Here is a 15,108-nt window from a genome sequence, read left to right as displayed (position 1 = left end):
CGACGGGCGCGCCGACGGTCACCCTGGTGTTCGCGGGTCCGGACGGCGCGGTGCGCGCGGGCCGGGGAGGCCAGGTCGTGGCACCGTTCCGACAGCGCGGGCGAGGCCCACGGCGCGTTCGCCTCTCGTCGGCTGCTCGGTCTCACCGGTCCCCTATGCGCCGTACTGACGTAAAAGGGATGAAAGGCCCGGGCGAGCTCACGGAGGCCAAGCCGATGCACCACCACGCGGAGAACGGTGCCGACCACGTGACGGACGGCGACGCGGCGCGGACCGCGCTCCTCGGCATCCGGTCACGGAGCCCGCGCGGAAAACCGTTGGGCGGCTCGCCGCGACCACTGCTACGTTTCCCACGGCCGTGCGAGAGCAACGAGGAGGTGGTACCCGTGAACGTATTCACTTGGGTGCTCTCCTCCGGGGTCACGGTCGGGCGACAGGTCGTCCGGGAGCGCCGCTTCTGAGCCCTCCCGAAAGGCACGACCATGCAGTTCACTTCTGAACAGCACCTCGACGACGACGTCATCGAGCGCGCGTTCTCCCTCGGCGAGATCCCCGGCATCCTGTGGACGCCCGTCGCCGCGTCCGCATCCGCTCCGGTGCCGCTGATCCTGCTCGGCCACCCCCCGCTCGGACTGCACAAGATGTACCCCCGGCTGGTGGCGCGGGCCCGGGACGCCGTGGCGGACGGATTCGCCGCGGCCACCATCGAGCTCCCCGGGAGCGGTGACCGGCCCCGTTCCGCCGCCGCCGAGCAGGCCCGCACCGCCCTGCGCCGGACTGTGGAGGCCGGCGAGCCGGTCGACGCCGAGACCGTCGACGCCCTCGTCCTCCCGCTCGTCGACAAGGCGGTCCCGGAATGGCAGGCCGCCCTGGACGCCCTCCTGTCGCTGCCCGGGATCGGCGGCCCGGTCGGGTACTCGGGGGGAGTGATCTCCATCGGCATCCGGCTCGCGGCGGTCGAGCCGCGCATCTCGGCCGCCGTCCTGTTCGCCGGGAGCCTCGTGCCCGCCGCCATGGTGGAGGAGGCCCGCCGGATCACCGTCCCGCTGCACGTACTGCTGCAGTGGGACGACGAGGGGAACGACCGGCAGGCGGCCCTGGACCTGTTCGACGCCTTCGGCTCCAAGGAGAAGACCCTGCACGCCAACATGGGCGGACACACCGGCGTCCCGCAGTTCGCGGGAGACGCCGCGGCCCAGTTCTTCATCCGGCACCTGAAGTGAGGCCGGACCGTCGGCCCACCGGCCGACGGTGAGCCGTGCCCGCCGGGATCCTGCTCGCCGAGGGCAGGTCCCGGCGCTCCTCGGTCCGCGCCTACGGCATCGGGTGCGAAGCCGGTCGCCCGCGGAACGCGCCGCCGGGGCACCGCGTCACACCAGTCCTCCCAGGGGCAGGACGCGCTCGGCGAGCCGGCCGCGCAGCCTTCCCCCGGTGATCTCGGCCTCCGCGAGCCAGTCGGCGGCGACCAGCCGATCGGCGTGCGCGGCGACGTCCTCGGACCGCAGGCCGCAGAACATGGCGACCGCGTCCAGACCGAGACCCGCGTCCCCCGCGTCCCCGGCGTCTTCGAGACGGCCGTCGGGACGGCTGTGGGCGGCGGTGTACACGGCGAGGAGCCGGGTGGCGGCGGTCGGCTTCTTCTTGCGGATCTTCCGGTCGCCCACCACTTTCTGCGCCCACCCCGACAGCCGCGCCCGGGTGACCTTGCCGAAGGAGAACGGGCGGGGCTCGCCGGGCAGCAGCGAGGGGACGGTGACCTGAGCGGGCTCCTCGGGCCGGGAGTCCAGCGCGTCGGCGGCGGTGACCGTCTCCGGCAGGCGCAACCAGCCGGCGTCGACGAGCCGCTGGAGCACCCGCTCGGCATCGTCCTGCAGCCAGCCGTTGAGGTCCTGCCCGGTGACGTTCCCGGTGCCGGCGCGCGCGGACCGCAGGGTGAGCATCAGCACCGCGAGCCGCGCCTCGGCCTCGGGGAGCGGTGCGTGGGTCCGGATGTGCTCCAGCACTCTGCGCGCGTGGGCGCCCTGGCCCCGGGTCAGCAGTCGCTCGATCAGCGGCCCGTCCCCGTCCGCCACGATGCCGAGACGGTTCGCGTGCATCTCGCGGGTGGTCCGGGCGGCCGCCTTCGCCCGCTCGGCCTCCTCGCGCAGGGACGCGTCGTCGGTCACGGTGGCCCACGCGGCGAACGCGCGGGCCTTGCGCTCGTGGAGCTCGGAGAGGAGGGCGAGGTCGGGCTCGGGACGCCGCTGGTAGGCGCGGAACGCGTTCCCGAGCTCGACGAGCTCCAGCCGCAGTACGTCGGGCTGCAGGTCGTGCGGCACGATCCGCTGCGCGACCTTCGCCCATCGCCTGTCACTCCGGGATCCGGCAGGGACACCGCCGGGCCGGGCACGCGGGGCGGGCCGGGAGCGCGGGACAGGGGCAGCCCCGGCACCGGCGGCACCGGTGCGGGCGGAGGCGGGGGCCGCCGACGGCGACCTGCTGCCGGGAGCGTCGGAGAACAACACCATCCCAGCGCCGGTCACCGGCCCCCGGCCCGTCCTCACCCTGTCCGTACACCTCTGGTCAGTGCCGTCGACGGACAGTTCGTCCCCGTCACCAGTGCCCGCGTTCACGCGATGCCGCCCTTCCCTCACCGAACCTGTGACCTCCCGCCCGCTGCGGGCGCAGCCACCTGACGCTACGTCGACCGGGTGCGGGGCCTGCCGTGGACGGAGGTGGATCACACGTTCGGGTGACGGTCTACGCGCGTGTGAGGTGTGTGAGGCGTGCGCAGGCGGCTCAGGAGACCGGTGAACCACCGCTCGCACGCGCTCGTGCGGTGGTGGTCCACCCATGGGCGCACCGGGCTTCTCACAGGCCGCCCGTGCTCGCGACCGATCGATGCGCGGCACCGGCGGCTTGACGGTCCCGAAGACGCGGAAGGAGCCGTCCCCCGGTCACCGGCCGCCTTCCCCGCGTGCGCGGAGGAGGTCGGTCACGAGCCGGCGGGCATACGCGGCGTCGAGGCCGGCCGGGCGGAAGAGGATGCGGTACATCATGGGGGCGACGACGCGGTCCAGGACCGTCTCGGCGTCGGGAGTGTCCTCCCCGCGGCCGGCCGCACGGGCGATGACGGCGTCGATCTGTTCGGCCGCGTAGGCCGAGCACCGGCCGGCGTTGCCGCCGTCCGGATCGCCGAGCAGGGCGTCGCGGATGTAGGCGCGGCCCGAGGGGGACGACATCTCGTCGAGGAACTGCTCGGCCCAGGCCGTGAGGTCGGTCCGCAGATCGCCGTGGTCCTCCGGCTCGCCGTCGGGACGCAGCCGTTCCACCGCGACGTCCGACAGCAGTTCCTGCAGATCGCCCCAGCGCCGGTAGATCGTCGACGGGGTGACGCCGGCACGCTGGGCGACCAGCGGGACGGTCAGCGCGTCGCGCCCCGCCTCCGACAGGAGTTCACGCACAGCGGAGTGCACCGCGGCCTGGACCCGGGCGCTGCGCCCGCCGGGGCGCACCATCTGCTTGCGGCTCATGACATCACTCTAAAGCACAGTTATTGCGTTTAGAGGGGTGCCCGCCCTGGGGTCGTCGAGGCGGCTGTGCCGGAGGCATCGCCGATGCCGTCACCGCGCTCGGGCGACCGGTGCGAGCGCTCGGGCGGGCTGCGTCCGCTCGTAGGCGTGGCCCACCCGCAGCAGTGTCCGTTCGCCGAAGGGCCGGCCGAGCAGTTGCATGCCGATGGGCATGCCCGCCGTGTCGTGGCCGACCGGGACGGACAGGGCGGGCACCCCGGTGATGTTGGCCGGGGCGGAGAGGCGGACGTAGGCGTCGGAGACGCCCTCGACCGTGCCGTCGGGCCAGGTGACGGTCTCCTGGCCGGCTCGGACCGCGGTCATCGGGACCGCCGGGGCGGCGATCACGTCGACCTCCTCCAGGACGCGGGCCCATGCGTCGCGCATCAGCGTGCGGGCGCGCTGGGCTCGCAGGTAGTCGCCCGCGCCCATCAGCTCGCCGGCCTCCAGGAGGATCCGGACGTCGGCCTGGTACAGCTCGGGCACGGTGCGCAGGGTGCGCGCGTGGTAGGCGGTGGCCTCCGGCACCATCAGGCCCCACTGCACGGCCTGGACGTAGCGGGACATGGGGACGTCGGTCTCGACGAGCCGGGCGCCCAGCGCCTCCAGCTGTGCGATGGCGTGGTGGACGGCGGCGGCCACCTCCGGGTCGACGTGGTCGAAGTAGTAGGTGCTCGGCACGCCGACGCGCACGCCCGTCAGGTCCGGGTCCGGGTCCGGCCGGTGGCCGACGGCGGGAGTGCCCGGTGGGGCGGGGGCGTCCAGCGAGGCGGGGTCGCGCGGGTCGTGCCCGGTGAGGGCGGCCAGGACCAGGGCCGCGTCCTCGACGGTGCGGGTGATCGGCCCGACGTGGTCGAGGGACCAGGACAGTGGGGTGACGCCGTGGCGGGGCACCAGCCCGTAGGTGGGCTTGAGCCCCACCACTCCGTTCAGCGCGGCGGGCACCCGGATGGAGCCGCCGGTGTCGGTGCCGAGGGCGAAGGTCGCCGCCCCGGCGGCCACCGCGACGGCGGACCCGCCGCTGGAGCCTCCGGCGACCCGGCCGCGGTCCCAGGCGTTGCCGGTCTGCGGGGTGGTCAGACCGTAGGCGAACTCGTGGGTGTGCGTCTTGCCGACCAGGACGGTGCCGGCGGCCCGCAGCCGGGCGGCGACCGTGCTGTCGGTGGCCGCCCGGTGGCCGGCCCGGACCCGGGAGCTGGCCGTGGTGGGCGTCCCGGCGACGTCGATCAGGTCCTTGAGGCCGGCCGGGATGCCGTGCAGCGGCCCCCGGTGCCCGCCCCGGGCGACCTCCCGCTCGGCCTCGCGCGCCGTGCCGCGGGCCTGTTCCGCGGTGACCGTGACGTAGGCCCCGACGTGCGGTTCCACCCGGTCGATGCGTTCGAGGACGGAGTCGACCAGTTCGACGGGGGACAGCCGCCGTTCCCGGATCTCGGCCGCGGCGGTGGCGAGGGTCAGTTCATGCGGCCGCATCGGGCTGGTCTCCTCCCGCGCGGTAGGCGCTGCCGGGCGGGGTGTCCCCGAAGTCCAGCTCGCGCAGGACCGCGACGACGGAGTGGATGTGGCCGGCGGTGGCCGCGACCGCGGCATGGCGGTCGTCGGGCAGCGGAAGCCCGGCCCGAGCGGCCCAGCGGGCGGCCTCGGGCGGCGTGAGTTCGGTGGACGACACGGATCCCTCTTCTGACCGGGGCTGGAGCGACGAAGCACCCCACGCCAAAAGCTAATGGTTTGCGTTAGTGCGACTGTAGGTTCTATCGTCACTTAAAGCAAACACATTGCTTTTACGGGGAGGGGCTCATGCCCGGCGTCACGGTGGCCTTCGGCGCGTACCCACCGGCGCTGCCGCCGGCTCCGCTCGCCACCGGAGCGCTCTCCGACCACCTGGGTCCGCCCCGCGACCGGCCACCTCCGCCGAAGAGCAAAGGAAACGACAGGTCATGCAGACTCCCCCCTCCTCCACCGCCACCGTTCCCTCCTGGACCGTGGGCGACATCACCGTCCACCGCATCGACGAGGTCCTCCTGCCGCCGGAGACCGGGCCGTGGCTGCTGCCCGACGCCACCCCCGAGGTGGTGGCCGGCCAGGACTGGCTCCGCCCCGACTTCGCCGGCCCCGACGGCACCCTCCGCATCGACAGCCACAGCTTCGCGTTCGTCGTGGACGGGCTCCGCGTACTCGTCGACACCGGCATCGGCAACGGCAAGGAACGGGCCAACCCCGCCTGGCACGGCCTGCGCACCGACTACCTGGAGCGCCTCACCGCGGCCGGCTTCCCGCCGGACTCCGTCGACCTGGTGGTCCTCACCCACCTGCACGCCGACCACGTCGGCTGGAACACCCGGGAGGTGGACGGCGCGTGGGTGCCCACCTTCCCCGACGCCCGCTACCTCACCGCCCGCGCCGAACGGGAGTTCTGGGCCGGGTACGACATGGAGGAGGCGCGCCGCCAGATGTTCGGCGACTCGGTGATCCCGGTGGAACGGGCCGGCCTGCTCGACCTGGTCGACGTCCCGGCCGAGGGCGTGCGGATCGTCCCGGGCCTGCGCCTGCTCCCGACCCCCGGCCACACCCCCGGACACGTCGCCGTCGAACTGGCCGACCGGGGGGAAACGGCACTGATCACCGGCGACTGCGTCCACCACCCGGTCCAGCTCGCCCACCCCGCCGTCGGCGCCTGCGTCGACATCGACCCCCAGCGGTCCGAGGCCACCCGCCGCGCGCTGCTCGCCTCCCTCGCCGGCACCGACACCCTGCTGCTCGGCACCCACTTCGCCCCGCCCACCGCCGGCCGGGTCGTCGCCCACGGGGACGCCTACCGGCTGCTGCCCGTCCCCGCGGCCTGACCGGCGAGCCGTCCCGCCGGCGCGGGGGCCTTCCGCCGCCGCGCGGGCTGTCCCCGCGGGCTGTCCCCGCGGGCTGTCCCGCAGGCACGGCCCGAGCCGATCCGCCGGAGGATCTTCGCGGCGACGGCCGTGAGCCGCCGGTGGCCGCAGGGGAGCGCTCAGTCGCGCGGGCGGCCCATGACGATGGTGGCCGTGCTCAGGGCCGCGGAGCCGATCACGGCGAGGAGGACGCGCAGGGAGAGGGAGGAGCCCGGGCCGAGTATGGCCGGCGTGGCGACGAGGAACGCTCCCAGCGCGCTGATCACGACCCGGGAGAGCAGCCGCACACGGGAATGCTTGACGACGACCGGGATGCGGACGTCCGCGACGGGCGTCGTCCCCGGCTCTCCGGGGCCGAGGCGGACCGTGACATGGGTGAGGGAGTCGAAGGAGGACGCGTCGGGCTGGAGCCAGAACTCGGTGGAGTCGTAGCGCGACGCCACATCGTGGGAGGCGTCGGACGAGACTCGGAGGAAACGGCCGTCCGTGTCGCAGTCCAGACTGATCTTCGGCGTCTCGGCGTACCGCTCGGCGTGGAAACTGACCGGCAGCCGGGCGGGCTGCATGTCGCCCAGGACCAGACGGCCCTCCGCGTCGAAGGCGAAGGTCGTCGCGCTCTTCAGGTGCGCCGGTGGGTCCACGCGCATGAAGTAGGAGTTCTCGAACGTGGGGTGCAGGGCCAGCCGGCGCGCGACACCGATCCAGAGCTGCGCCTCGTCACTGCCGGTGCGGACCGGGAACGGCGGGAACTTCAGGACGGCGGGGTAGTAGGTGTCGTTGTTGTTCTCCTTGATCTTGTCGATGGCCTTGCGGCTCGCCACCTTGATCTCGCCCCGGTTCAGCGAGTACTCGTCGAGGTCCACGTGCTCGGTGACCCGCAGGTGGAAGCGGAAGATGTCCGCAGCGCACTCGGCGGACACGACCTCGGCGAATCTCACGGGCAGCAGGAAGGCGTCGGTGGGGGAGTCCTCGTCGGCGACGAAACCTATGAGCGTCCGCACACCGAGGACGCTGCCGTTGGCGACCTTCTGCTGGAGCGGCGGAGCCACATACCGGGCCTCGTAGCGGAAGCGGATGATCGCACCCCGGGGAAGCGCCAGCGCGGTGAGTATGTCCTCGGAATAGCGGCGGCGCCGGTTCGACGACAGCAGCAGGACTTCCGGACGCTCCGCCTGGGCACTCAATGGCCTCTCCCCCCGCTTTTCCCCAGTCAGTCTGAGCGCGTACCAGGCTCAGACCGAGTCGTGCAGGGTCTGGATGCCCCATTTCTGGCGCATGGACTCCTCGAGGCGGGTGTAACGCGACCAGACACGGTCGTTGGGGAGGTCGTCGACGGACAGCCGGGTCGTGGGGCGGTAGTGGATACCGTCACGGGTGAGCTCGTCGAACCGGCGGCAGATCACCTTCTCCTCGAAACCGTCGGCCTGGTCGACGGTGAGGTCCACGACCAGGCGGGCGGAGTCGCCGGGAGGACCGATCTCGATCCAGCAGTGGTGGTCGACGGACGAGATGGCCGGGTCGTCGAAGCGCAGGCTGCCGAAGCAGTAGGTCGCCTCGATCTCCTGCTGCCGCAGCCTGCGCGCCAGCCACACCGAACTGACCCCGCACTGCCCCTTCGAGGACGGGGGTTCGAGGGCGTAACTGGGGTGCGTGGTCTTCGCGGACCACACGGCTTCGAGCCGGGACCGGTAGCGCCACAGGTCGGCGAGGTCCAGCGACAGGCGCGGGGCGGCCGGCCGGCCGGCCGCCGGCTCCGCCAGGTGTTCGAGGGTCTTCACTTTACGGATTTCTCTTCTAGTCGCACTGTCCGTGCCGAGCGCCACCAGGAGATTCCGGTAGCTTCCCGCCCGGCGGTCCGATTTCTTCGACACGGATTGCCGTCGTGTCAGGTAATTACCGTAGGCGTCGTAGCAGTATGCCACCGGGGCGGTGGCGAAAGGCTGGAAATTGGTCGCATGCAATGCCGAACCGGTGAAACCGAGCAACGGATTGAATGCCGTCACGATGTACTTGCAGCCGATGGTCCGTACGTACTTCACGGCCTGGCCGATGGTGAAGCTCATCAGGTTCCGTGCCGCGTCCGACAAGCCTAGGGCGCGGGTGAGGATGAGCAAGTTGGTGCGCTCCGCCGGGACTCCCTGAGCCCTCAGGGCCTCCACGATGCCGGGCCTGTCGCAGACCGAGAAGGCCAGGTAGGTGAAGGGCCGCGAGGCTCCCTGTAGATAGCAGCCGACCTCCACGAACGTGTCGGCCCTCGGGCTGAGCAGGTAGTGCACCCTCGACTGGTACAGATGACCGACGCTCGGCTGGACCAGGCCGAAAGTCACCCCGACGGATGAACCGTCGGCACGCTGGACGGTGAAATCCCGGCGCGCCTTGCCGCCCCCGATCAGCAGGGAGCTGTTGGCGAGGAGATCGGCGTCCTCGGTGTAACCGGCGATTCGACTGCAACGGGCGATGAGCTGGGGCCGTAATGCGCTGTAGAGAGAGTGAAAAGAGCGCCTGGTGCGTCCGTCGCCGAGGACCGAAGGGGCATACAGGCGCAACTGGATGTCGAAGTCCCGGGAGCTGATCCCGCACAGCGCGGCATCGGCTGCCACGAGATCCCGGCAGTCGGCCGAGAGCTCCTCGACGAGAGGATCCCGCAACCCGGCCACCAGCTCCGACCACGTGGGACCGGACGGGGAGGAACGCGTGGCATCGGACCTCGACGGCACGGAAGACGCACGGCGCCGTACACGGGGTGCGGACGCCCGTAAGGCACGGCCGGGCTGGGCGGAACCGACGACGGTCGTGGCCACCAGTCACCCCCGCTGCGGGTAGCCGACAGGACTGAACATGGTAGGGGGCCGGGGCAGGGCTGTCAGCCAGACGGACCCCAACGCCCCTGAAAGAAAGACGAGTTGAGCCACACCCTACAATTCGGCGGCCCCCCACCCCCAGGAGCGACCGACCGCACACGCTGCCTATATCCCCCGCTCGTGCTCACGCACGTAGGTGAAGCCGCGGGGCAGCTCGTGAGGCCCGGCCAGGCCGGCTCTCCTGTGGTCCTCCCGGTAGGCCGCTTGCGCCTCCGGGCTCGCCTCCCTGCCCAGGTGGCCGATGCGCATCAGATGTCCGGCCACCCGGTGCGCGCCCGCGCTGTACACGCCCTCCGCCTCGCTGTTCCGCAGCTCCTCGCGGTCGGCCTCCCGAAGGACCGGGGCGTAGCAGAGCAGTGCGACCGGCGTCTCACCGGGCCGCGCGGGATGGTGCAGCGTGGCCGCCCGGTTCATGCTGCCCTGTTCCCACGTCAGGGCGGACCGGGACGGGAGCCGCTCGATCGCCCCGCGGATCTTCCTCGTGGCCGGTCGCTCCGACTGCGCGCGCTCGATGGTGTTGCGGATCAACGCCTCCCGCGGAAGCAGGGCCCGGCCCTTCTCGTCCAGATACCCGAGCTCACGCAGCGCGATCAGCACGAGCTCCTCCACCCGGTCCACGCGGGCGTCGAACGCCGCGAGCTCACGGGTCATGACCCTCGGGTCGTAGGCGTAACGCACCACGGTCCCGCCGAAGACGACGGGCTTGTCCAACGGGGTGTATGCCAGACGGAGCTTTCGCCAGGTGTCCCACCGCACCGACACCCGCGTCCCGGGCAGGACGAAGGACCGCCAGGTCACCCCCGCGAGATGGGGCTCCCCACCGGTCGTCCGGAGCCTGGCGCCCTGCTGCTCGTCAAGGACTCCGATGCGGCGGCGCCCACGCAGGAAGGTGAGGTCCAGAGGCTCCTGCGGGGCGGCCCGGGCGGCCGTCTCGGGCGGCACGGGGCACGTGCCGTGCAGAAGGTGCTCGGCACGGACGTGGAACTTCCACTCCACGGTGAGGCCGGTGTCCACCACCGAGTGGGGCAGTCCGCCGTCCAGCTCCTCCACCACGACCCGGGCGGGATCATCCGCGCGCGCGTCGGGCGAGTGAGTGCCCGCGGCCGACGGGGACACGGCGGGCGTCGCCTCGGGGTTTCGCTGGCGGGCCCGGGCGATGTTCCTGCGTACCAGCGGGCTCTGGAAGTCGATCGCCTTGTCCAGGAGGTCAAGGACTCGCTGCCCACGTGGACTCCCGTCCGGTTACGGCCCGCCGGGGGCGTCTATTGCCATGTCCCGATCTCCTTGAGATCTTCACATCCCAACCGAGTCCAGCCAAGCGGGTCTTGCTCGGAAGCCTCACGGCAGACAGCTCGGATCCGCTGGTCTCCCGGCACGACTTCCTGGATCAGCCGCCACATTCCGCTCGACGGGTTCGTCTTCGCCTCCTCGCCCGGACGCGCCAGCTCGCCGTGGAGCGACTGATGTCGATGCGCTGTTCCAGCCGCTGGCTGACCAGCGGGGTGATCCGCCAGGACGCGCGCTCCGGAGGGCGGCTCAGCAGGTCGTCCCAGATCTTCGGCGGACCGCTCACACCGTCGTTGCGGCCGTGGACGGAGGTGCGCTGGAACTCGTCCAGCCAGCTCGCGAGCCCCGGGGCGTGGAGGAAGGGGCGGTACTCGTACCCTTACCGCGGTCCGTACTTCCGCCCCGTCCGGGACGAGATCCCGCCCAGCATCCCCCGCGGCACCAGTTTCGCCGCGCCCATCAGGGCCTTGTAGCGCGGATCGGGGATCGACAGGGACTTGCCGCGGGACAGGTCGGCGAGGGCCGCCGCGACCAGTTTGTCGGCGTCCAGCCACATCCAGTTCGGGATGTTGTCCGTGCCCATGCCGGCCCGCTCGTGGAACTCCGTGCGCACGAAACCGGGGCACAGGGCCATCAGCCGTACGCCGCTGTCGGCCAGGTCCTTCGCCACGCCCTGCGTGAACTGCACGACCCACGCCTTGGACGCGCCGTACGTGCCGCGCGGGACGAAGGCCGCGACCGAGGCCACGTTGACCACGCCGCCGCGACCCCGCGCCCGCATCGACTCCGTCGCCGCGGCGGTCAGCCGCAGCACCGCCTCGCAGTGCACCTTGAGCATCGTCAGCTCGTCGGCCACCGGGACCTCGAGGAAACGGCCCTTGTTGCCGAAGCCGGCGTTGTTGATCAGCAGGTCGACGGGGTTCCTGCGGTCGCCCAGCCGGGCGGCCACCGCCTCGATGCCCGCGTCCGTCGCCAGGTCGGCCGTCAGCACCTCGGCCTCGATGCCGTGCCGGTCGTGCAGTTCGGTCGCCTGCTCGCGCAGCCGTTCGATGTCACGGGCCACCAGCACCAGGTCGTGCCCGTCGGCCGCCAGCCGTCGCGCGAACGCGGCGCCGATGCCCGCCGTCGATCCGGTAATCAATGCCGTTGTCATGGCGCAAGGTTATGGGTCCGGGCCGACCAGTCCCGTTTCGCACACCAGGACCGCGAAACATGAAGGACCTGTGGAGAAGGACCAGGTGAGTCAGGGACAGCCCCCCTGTGCCGCGACGTACTTCCGCGCCGCGGCCAGCGGATCCGGGTGCAGGGCGTCGCCCGCCGCGAGGAGCCGGGGCAGCAGCTCCCGTTCCGTCGTCACCGCCCGGAACTGGAGTGCCACCGTCACCTCGTGGGCGGGCCGGTGCACGATCTCCACCGGGTCGCCCGCCCGTATCGCACCGGGCTCGATCACCCGCAGGTACGCGCCCGGCGCGCCCTTGGCCGTGAAGCGCTTCACCCACCCCTTCTCACCCAGATGGCCCTGGAAGGTCCGGCAGGGGATCCGGCCGGAGGTGACCTCCAGGACCAGGTCGGGGCCGACGCGCCAGCGCTCGCCGATCAGCGCGCCGGAGACGTCCACGCCCACCGTGGTGAGGTTCTCGCCGAACGAGCCGTGCGGCAGCGGGCGGCCCAGCTCGCGCTCCCAGTCGTCCATGTCCTCGCGCGCCACGGCGTACACGGCCTGGTCGGCGCCGCCGTGGTGGCGCGTGTCGCACACCGCGTCCCCGGCCAGACCGCTCGCGCCGGTCCCCTCCGTCCCGGGCGCCGTCACCCGGACGGGCCCGTCGGCCGGTTGCTTGTCGATGCCGGTGACGCCGTCGGGCTGGTCGGTGTACGGCACGGCCTTCGGACGGCCCAGATTGACTGACAGAAGCTTCATGGACGAACGGTAGGACAGGCCCCGTCAAAGCGTCGACGCATTATTCGGCGTCCGGTCAAAGCGTCGCTTATGCTCGACGGTGTGATCGAGGCCCGTCATCTCCGCGTGCTGCGCGCCGTGGCATCCACCGGTTCCTTCTCCGCCGCCGGGCGTGAGCTGGGCTGCACCCAGCCCGCCGTCAGCCAGCAGATGAAGGCCCTGGAGGCCTCCGTCGGCACGCCCCTGCTCGTGCGCACCGGCCGCGAGATGCGCCTGACCCAGGCCGGTGAGGCGCTGGTGCGGCACGCCGCCGGGATCCTCGCCGGACTGACCGCGGCCGAGGAGGAGGTCGCCGCCATCGCGGGCCTGCGGGCCGGGCGGGTCCGCCTCGTCTCCTTCCCCAGCGGCAGCTCCACCCTCGTTCCCACGGCCCTGGCCGCGCTGCGCGCCGCCCACCCCGGCACCCGGGTCTTCCTGGAGGAGGCCGAGCCGCCCAAGTCCGTGCAACTGCTGCGCGAGGGCGACTGCGACGTGGCGCTGGCCTTCCGCTACGAGGGCGCGGCGGGTGTCGAGGAGTGGGACGACCTGGTCGTCCGGCCGCTGCTGACCGACCGCCTGGTGGCCCTGGTGCCCGAACGGCACCGGCTGGCCGGTACCGGGGCCGAGGGGGCCGTGGCCATCGGGGAGCTGGCCCGGGAGCCGTGGATCGCCGGCTGCCCGCGCTGCCGCGGCCAGCTGGTCGAGGTCTGCGAGGGCGCCGGATTCACCCCGCGCATCGATTTCGCGACCGACGACTATCCGGCGGTGGTCGGCCTGGTCGGGGCCGGTCTCGGCGTGGCCGTCCTGCCCCAGCTCGCCGTCGAGTCCGTACGGCCCCGGGGCGTGCGCACGGTGGCGCTGGAGCCCGAGGTGCGGCGGGAGATCGTCGCGCTGACGCTGCCCGACCTCGCCCAGGTGCCCGCGGTGACGGCGACGCTGGACGAGCTGGCCCGGGCCGCCTCCGGCCAGGCCGCCGTGCGCTGAGCGGGAAGGGCGCGCGGGCGCGTGCCCGGACCGACGGGCTCCGGCGGTCGACGGGGTCCGGCGGTCGACCGGGTCCGGTGATCGACGATGTATCGAAGTATCGGAAAAACGTTCCTTCAGTGGTGTGCGGCGGCGTCTCCGCCGACCGACGCCGACGCCGGCGCGGATGCCGCCACCAGGCGGTTGCGTGCCCGTCCCATGAGTTCCTCGCGCTCGTCCTCGGTCAGTCCGCCCCACACGCCGTACGGCTCGCGCACCGCCAGCGCGTGCGCCGCGCACTCCGCGCGGACCGGGCACCTCATGCAGACCTCCTTGGCCGAGTTCTCGCGAGCGCTCCGGGCCGCACCGCGCTCACCCTCCGGATGGAAGAAGAGGGAGCTGTCCACCCCGCGGCAGGCAGCCAGGAGCTGCCAGTCCCACAGGTCCGCGTTCGGTCCGGGAAGGCGGGAGAAATCTGCCATTGCGTGACCCCTTGTAGCCGATCTGGGTGGATCCGGTGTCCACGACCGTACAACTACGATCTAAGGAGATGAAAATATGACCCATTGCGAATCTAGCCGCAGACACCAGCGAAGCGGAAGAAAAGCGGCTAAATGGGGCATGTCTTGTGATGAAAGAACGTGGGTCCGCCGCGCGTATCTGCACCGTGAGCGCCCCCTCACGTAGAGTGCCGAAGACGACACACAGCCCCGTAACTCTTTCGAGTGACCGTCGTTGAGAGTGCGGAGGCGGTTGAAGGAACAGGTGCTCGGGCGGGCGTCCGGGACGGTCGACCGCACAGGTGAGATTTCGTAACAGCCTGGAGGCTCAACGTGACGCGCATCAGCTGCGGAGGACGGCCATGACTTCCGTCCTCGTCTGCGACGACTCCCCGCTTGCCCGAGAGGCGCTCCGGCGCGCGGTCGCGACCGTGCCCGGCGTCGAGCGCGTGACGACGGCTGCCAACGGCGAGGAAGTCCTCCGCCGCTGGGGTGCCGACCGCTCGGACCTGATTCTGATGGACGTGCGCATGCCCGGCCTGGGCGGCGTCGAGACCGTCCGGCGCCTGTTGTCCGCCGATCCCGGTGCGCGCATCATCATGCTCACCGTCGCCGAGGACCTGGACGGCGTGGCCCTCGCGGTCGCCGCCGGTGCCCGCGGGTACCTGCACAAGGACGCCTCGCGCGCCGAGCTGCGCGCCACCGTCACGCAGGCCCTCGCCGACCCGACCTGGCGGCTCGCCCCGCGCCGGCTGCGCTCGGCCGAGATGGGCGCCGCGCCCACGCTCACGGCGCGGGAGATCCAGGTCCTGGAGGGGATGAGTCACGGCCGGTCCAATGCGGAGATCGGACGCGAGCTGTTCCTCTCCGAGGACACCGTCAAGACGCACGCCCGGCGGCTCTTCAAGAAGCTCGGCGCCTCGGACCGGGCACATGCGGTGGCGCTCGGTTTCCGGTGGGGCCTCGTCCGGTAGGGAACCCCGTGTGGTGGAGGCCCCCAGGGCCCGACGGAGGTGCTCGGTTCCCCGCCTACCGCGAGGTGGGCGGGGATGACAAGCCGACCCGCCGGATGCCCGCTGCTCGTTTCGCCGCGGATGACGCATCCTTGAGGTGTGGAGTTCCTCGGGGACG

14 protein-coding genes are annotated in these 15,108 nt (G+C 72.1%); 4 read left to right on the top strand and 10 right to left on the bottom strand.

All coding sequences use genetic code 11. The annotated features are described in order from the left end of the window. Positions 1-482 precede the first annotated feature (482 nt). A complete protein-coding gene (locus ACIRFH_RS02720) occupies positions 483-1,223 on the top strand; it encodes a dienelactone hydrolase family protein (RefSeq protein WP_403516764.1) in 741 nt (246 codons plus the stop codon). Between the two features lie 147 nt (positions 1,224-1,370). On the opposite strand, the gene ACIRFH_RS02715 is transcribed toward ACIRFH_RS02720, so the two are convergent. The 4 genes from ACIRFH_RS02715 to ACIRFH_RS02700 form a co-directional block, all read right to left on the bottom strand. Beyond that, entirely contained in the window at positions 1,371-2,318 is a 948-nt protein-coding gene (locus tag ACIRFH_RS02715; protein ID WP_403516763.1) for a hypothetical protein, read from the bottom strand. A gap of 618 nt (positions 2,319-2,936) precedes the next feature. Next, complete coding sequence (locus tag ACIRFH_RS02710) at positions 2,937-3,512, bottom strand: TetR/AcrR family transcriptional regulator (protein ID WP_403516762.1); 576 nt, start codon at positions 3,510-3,512, stop codon at positions 2,937-2,939. A gap of 90 nt (positions 3,513-3,602) precedes the next feature. Then, on the bottom strand, positions 3,603-5,021 hold the full coding sequence (locus tag ACIRFH_RS02705; protein ID WP_403516761.1) for an amidase: 1,419 nt from the start codon (positions 5,019-5,021) through the stop codon (positions 3,603-3,605). Beyond that, positions 5,008-5,217 (bottom strand): hypothetical protein, encoded by a 210-nt coding sequence (locus tag ACIRFH_RS02700; protein WP_403516760.1) that lies wholly within the window; start codon positions 5,215-5,217, stop codon positions 5,008-5,010. The genes ACIRFH_RS02705 and ACIRFH_RS02700 overlap by 14 nt, the downstream gene beginning before the upstream one ends. 268 nt (positions 5,218-5,485) lie before the next feature. On the opposite strand from ACIRFH_RS02700, the gene ACIRFH_RS02695 reads away from it, so the two are divergent. After that, positions 5,486-6,391: an MBL fold metallo-hydrolase gene (locus tag ACIRFH_RS02695; RefSeq protein ID WP_403516759.1), complete on the top strand. Its 906-nt coding sequence runs from the start codon at positions 5,486-5,488 to the stop codon at positions 6,389-6,391. Between the two features lie 158 nt (positions 6,392-6,549). Here ACIRFH_RS02695 and ACIRFH_RS02690 read toward each other — a convergent pair whose 3' ends face one another. The 5 genes from ACIRFH_RS02690 to ACIRFH_RS02670 all read right to left on the bottom strand — a co-directional run bounded on the left by ACIRFH_RS02690 (position 6,550) and on the right by ACIRFH_RS02670 (position 12,496). After that, positions 6,550-7,614 (bottom strand): hypothetical protein, encoded by a 1,065-nt coding sequence (locus tag ACIRFH_RS02690; protein WP_403516758.1) that lies wholly within the window; start codon positions 7,612-7,614, stop codon positions 6,550-6,552. Positions 7,615-7,662: 48 nt separating this feature from the next. Next, positions 7,663-9,030 (bottom strand): hypothetical protein, encoded by a 1,368-nt coding sequence (locus ACIRFH_RS02685; RefSeq protein ID WP_403516757.1) that lies wholly within the window; start codon positions 9,028-9,030, stop codon positions 7,663-7,665. A 366-nt stretch (positions 9,031-9,396) separates the two neighbouring features. Further along, entirely contained in the window at positions 9,397-10,407 is a 1,011-nt protein-coding gene (locus tag ACIRFH_RS02680) for a hypothetical protein (RefSeq protein WP_403516756.1), read from the bottom strand. Between the two features lie 550 nt (positions 10,408-10,957). After that, the gene (locus ACIRFH_RS02675) at positions 10,958-11,731 is read right to left on the bottom strand and encodes an SDR family NAD(P)-dependent oxidoreductase (RefSeq protein ID WP_403516755.1); all 774 of its coding nucleotides are present in this window, start codon (positions 11,729-11,731) and stop codon (positions 10,958-10,960) included. A gap of 90 nt (positions 11,732-11,821) precedes the next feature. Then, positions 11,822-12,496 (bottom strand): MOSC domain-containing protein, encoded by a 675-nt coding sequence (locus ACIRFH_RS02670; RefSeq protein ID WP_403516754.1) that lies wholly within the window; start codon positions 12,494-12,496, stop codon positions 11,822-11,824. Between the two features lie 81 nt (positions 12,497-12,577). Here ACIRFH_RS02670 and ACIRFH_RS02665 point away from each other — a divergent pair, with 81 nt between their 5' ends. Continuing rightward, complete coding sequence (locus ACIRFH_RS02665; RefSeq protein ID WP_403516753.1) at positions 12,578-13,498, top strand: LysR family transcriptional regulator; 921 nt, start codon at positions 12,578-12,580, stop codon at positions 13,496-13,498. 116 nt (positions 13,499-13,614) lie between these two features. Here ACIRFH_RS02665 and ACIRFH_RS02660 read toward each other — a convergent pair whose 3' ends face one another. Next, positions 13,615-13,959 (bottom strand): WhiB family transcriptional regulator, encoded by a 345-nt coding sequence (locus ACIRFH_RS02660; protein WP_161163903.1) that lies wholly within the window; start codon positions 13,957-13,959, stop codon positions 13,615-13,617. A 380-nt stretch (positions 13,960-14,339) separates the two neighbouring features. Here ACIRFH_RS02660 and ACIRFH_RS02655 point away from each other — a divergent pair, with 380 nt between their 5' ends. Further along, positions 14,340-14,951, top strand: coding sequence for a response regulator transcription factor (locus ACIRFH_RS02655; RefSeq protein ID WP_003948568.1), 612 nt, complete (start codon positions 14,340-14,342; stop codon positions 14,949-14,951). Positions 14,952-15,108 lie beyond the last annotated feature (157 nt).

The sequence above is a fragment of the Streptomyces sp. NPDC093586 genome, assembly GCF_044764905.1.
Lineage (GTDB): Bacteria > Actinomycetota > Actinomycetes > Streptomycetales > Streptomycetaceae > Streptomyces.
Note: the sequence above shows the minus strand (reverse complement) of the source record. Positions and strands in the feature narration are given on the sequence as shown.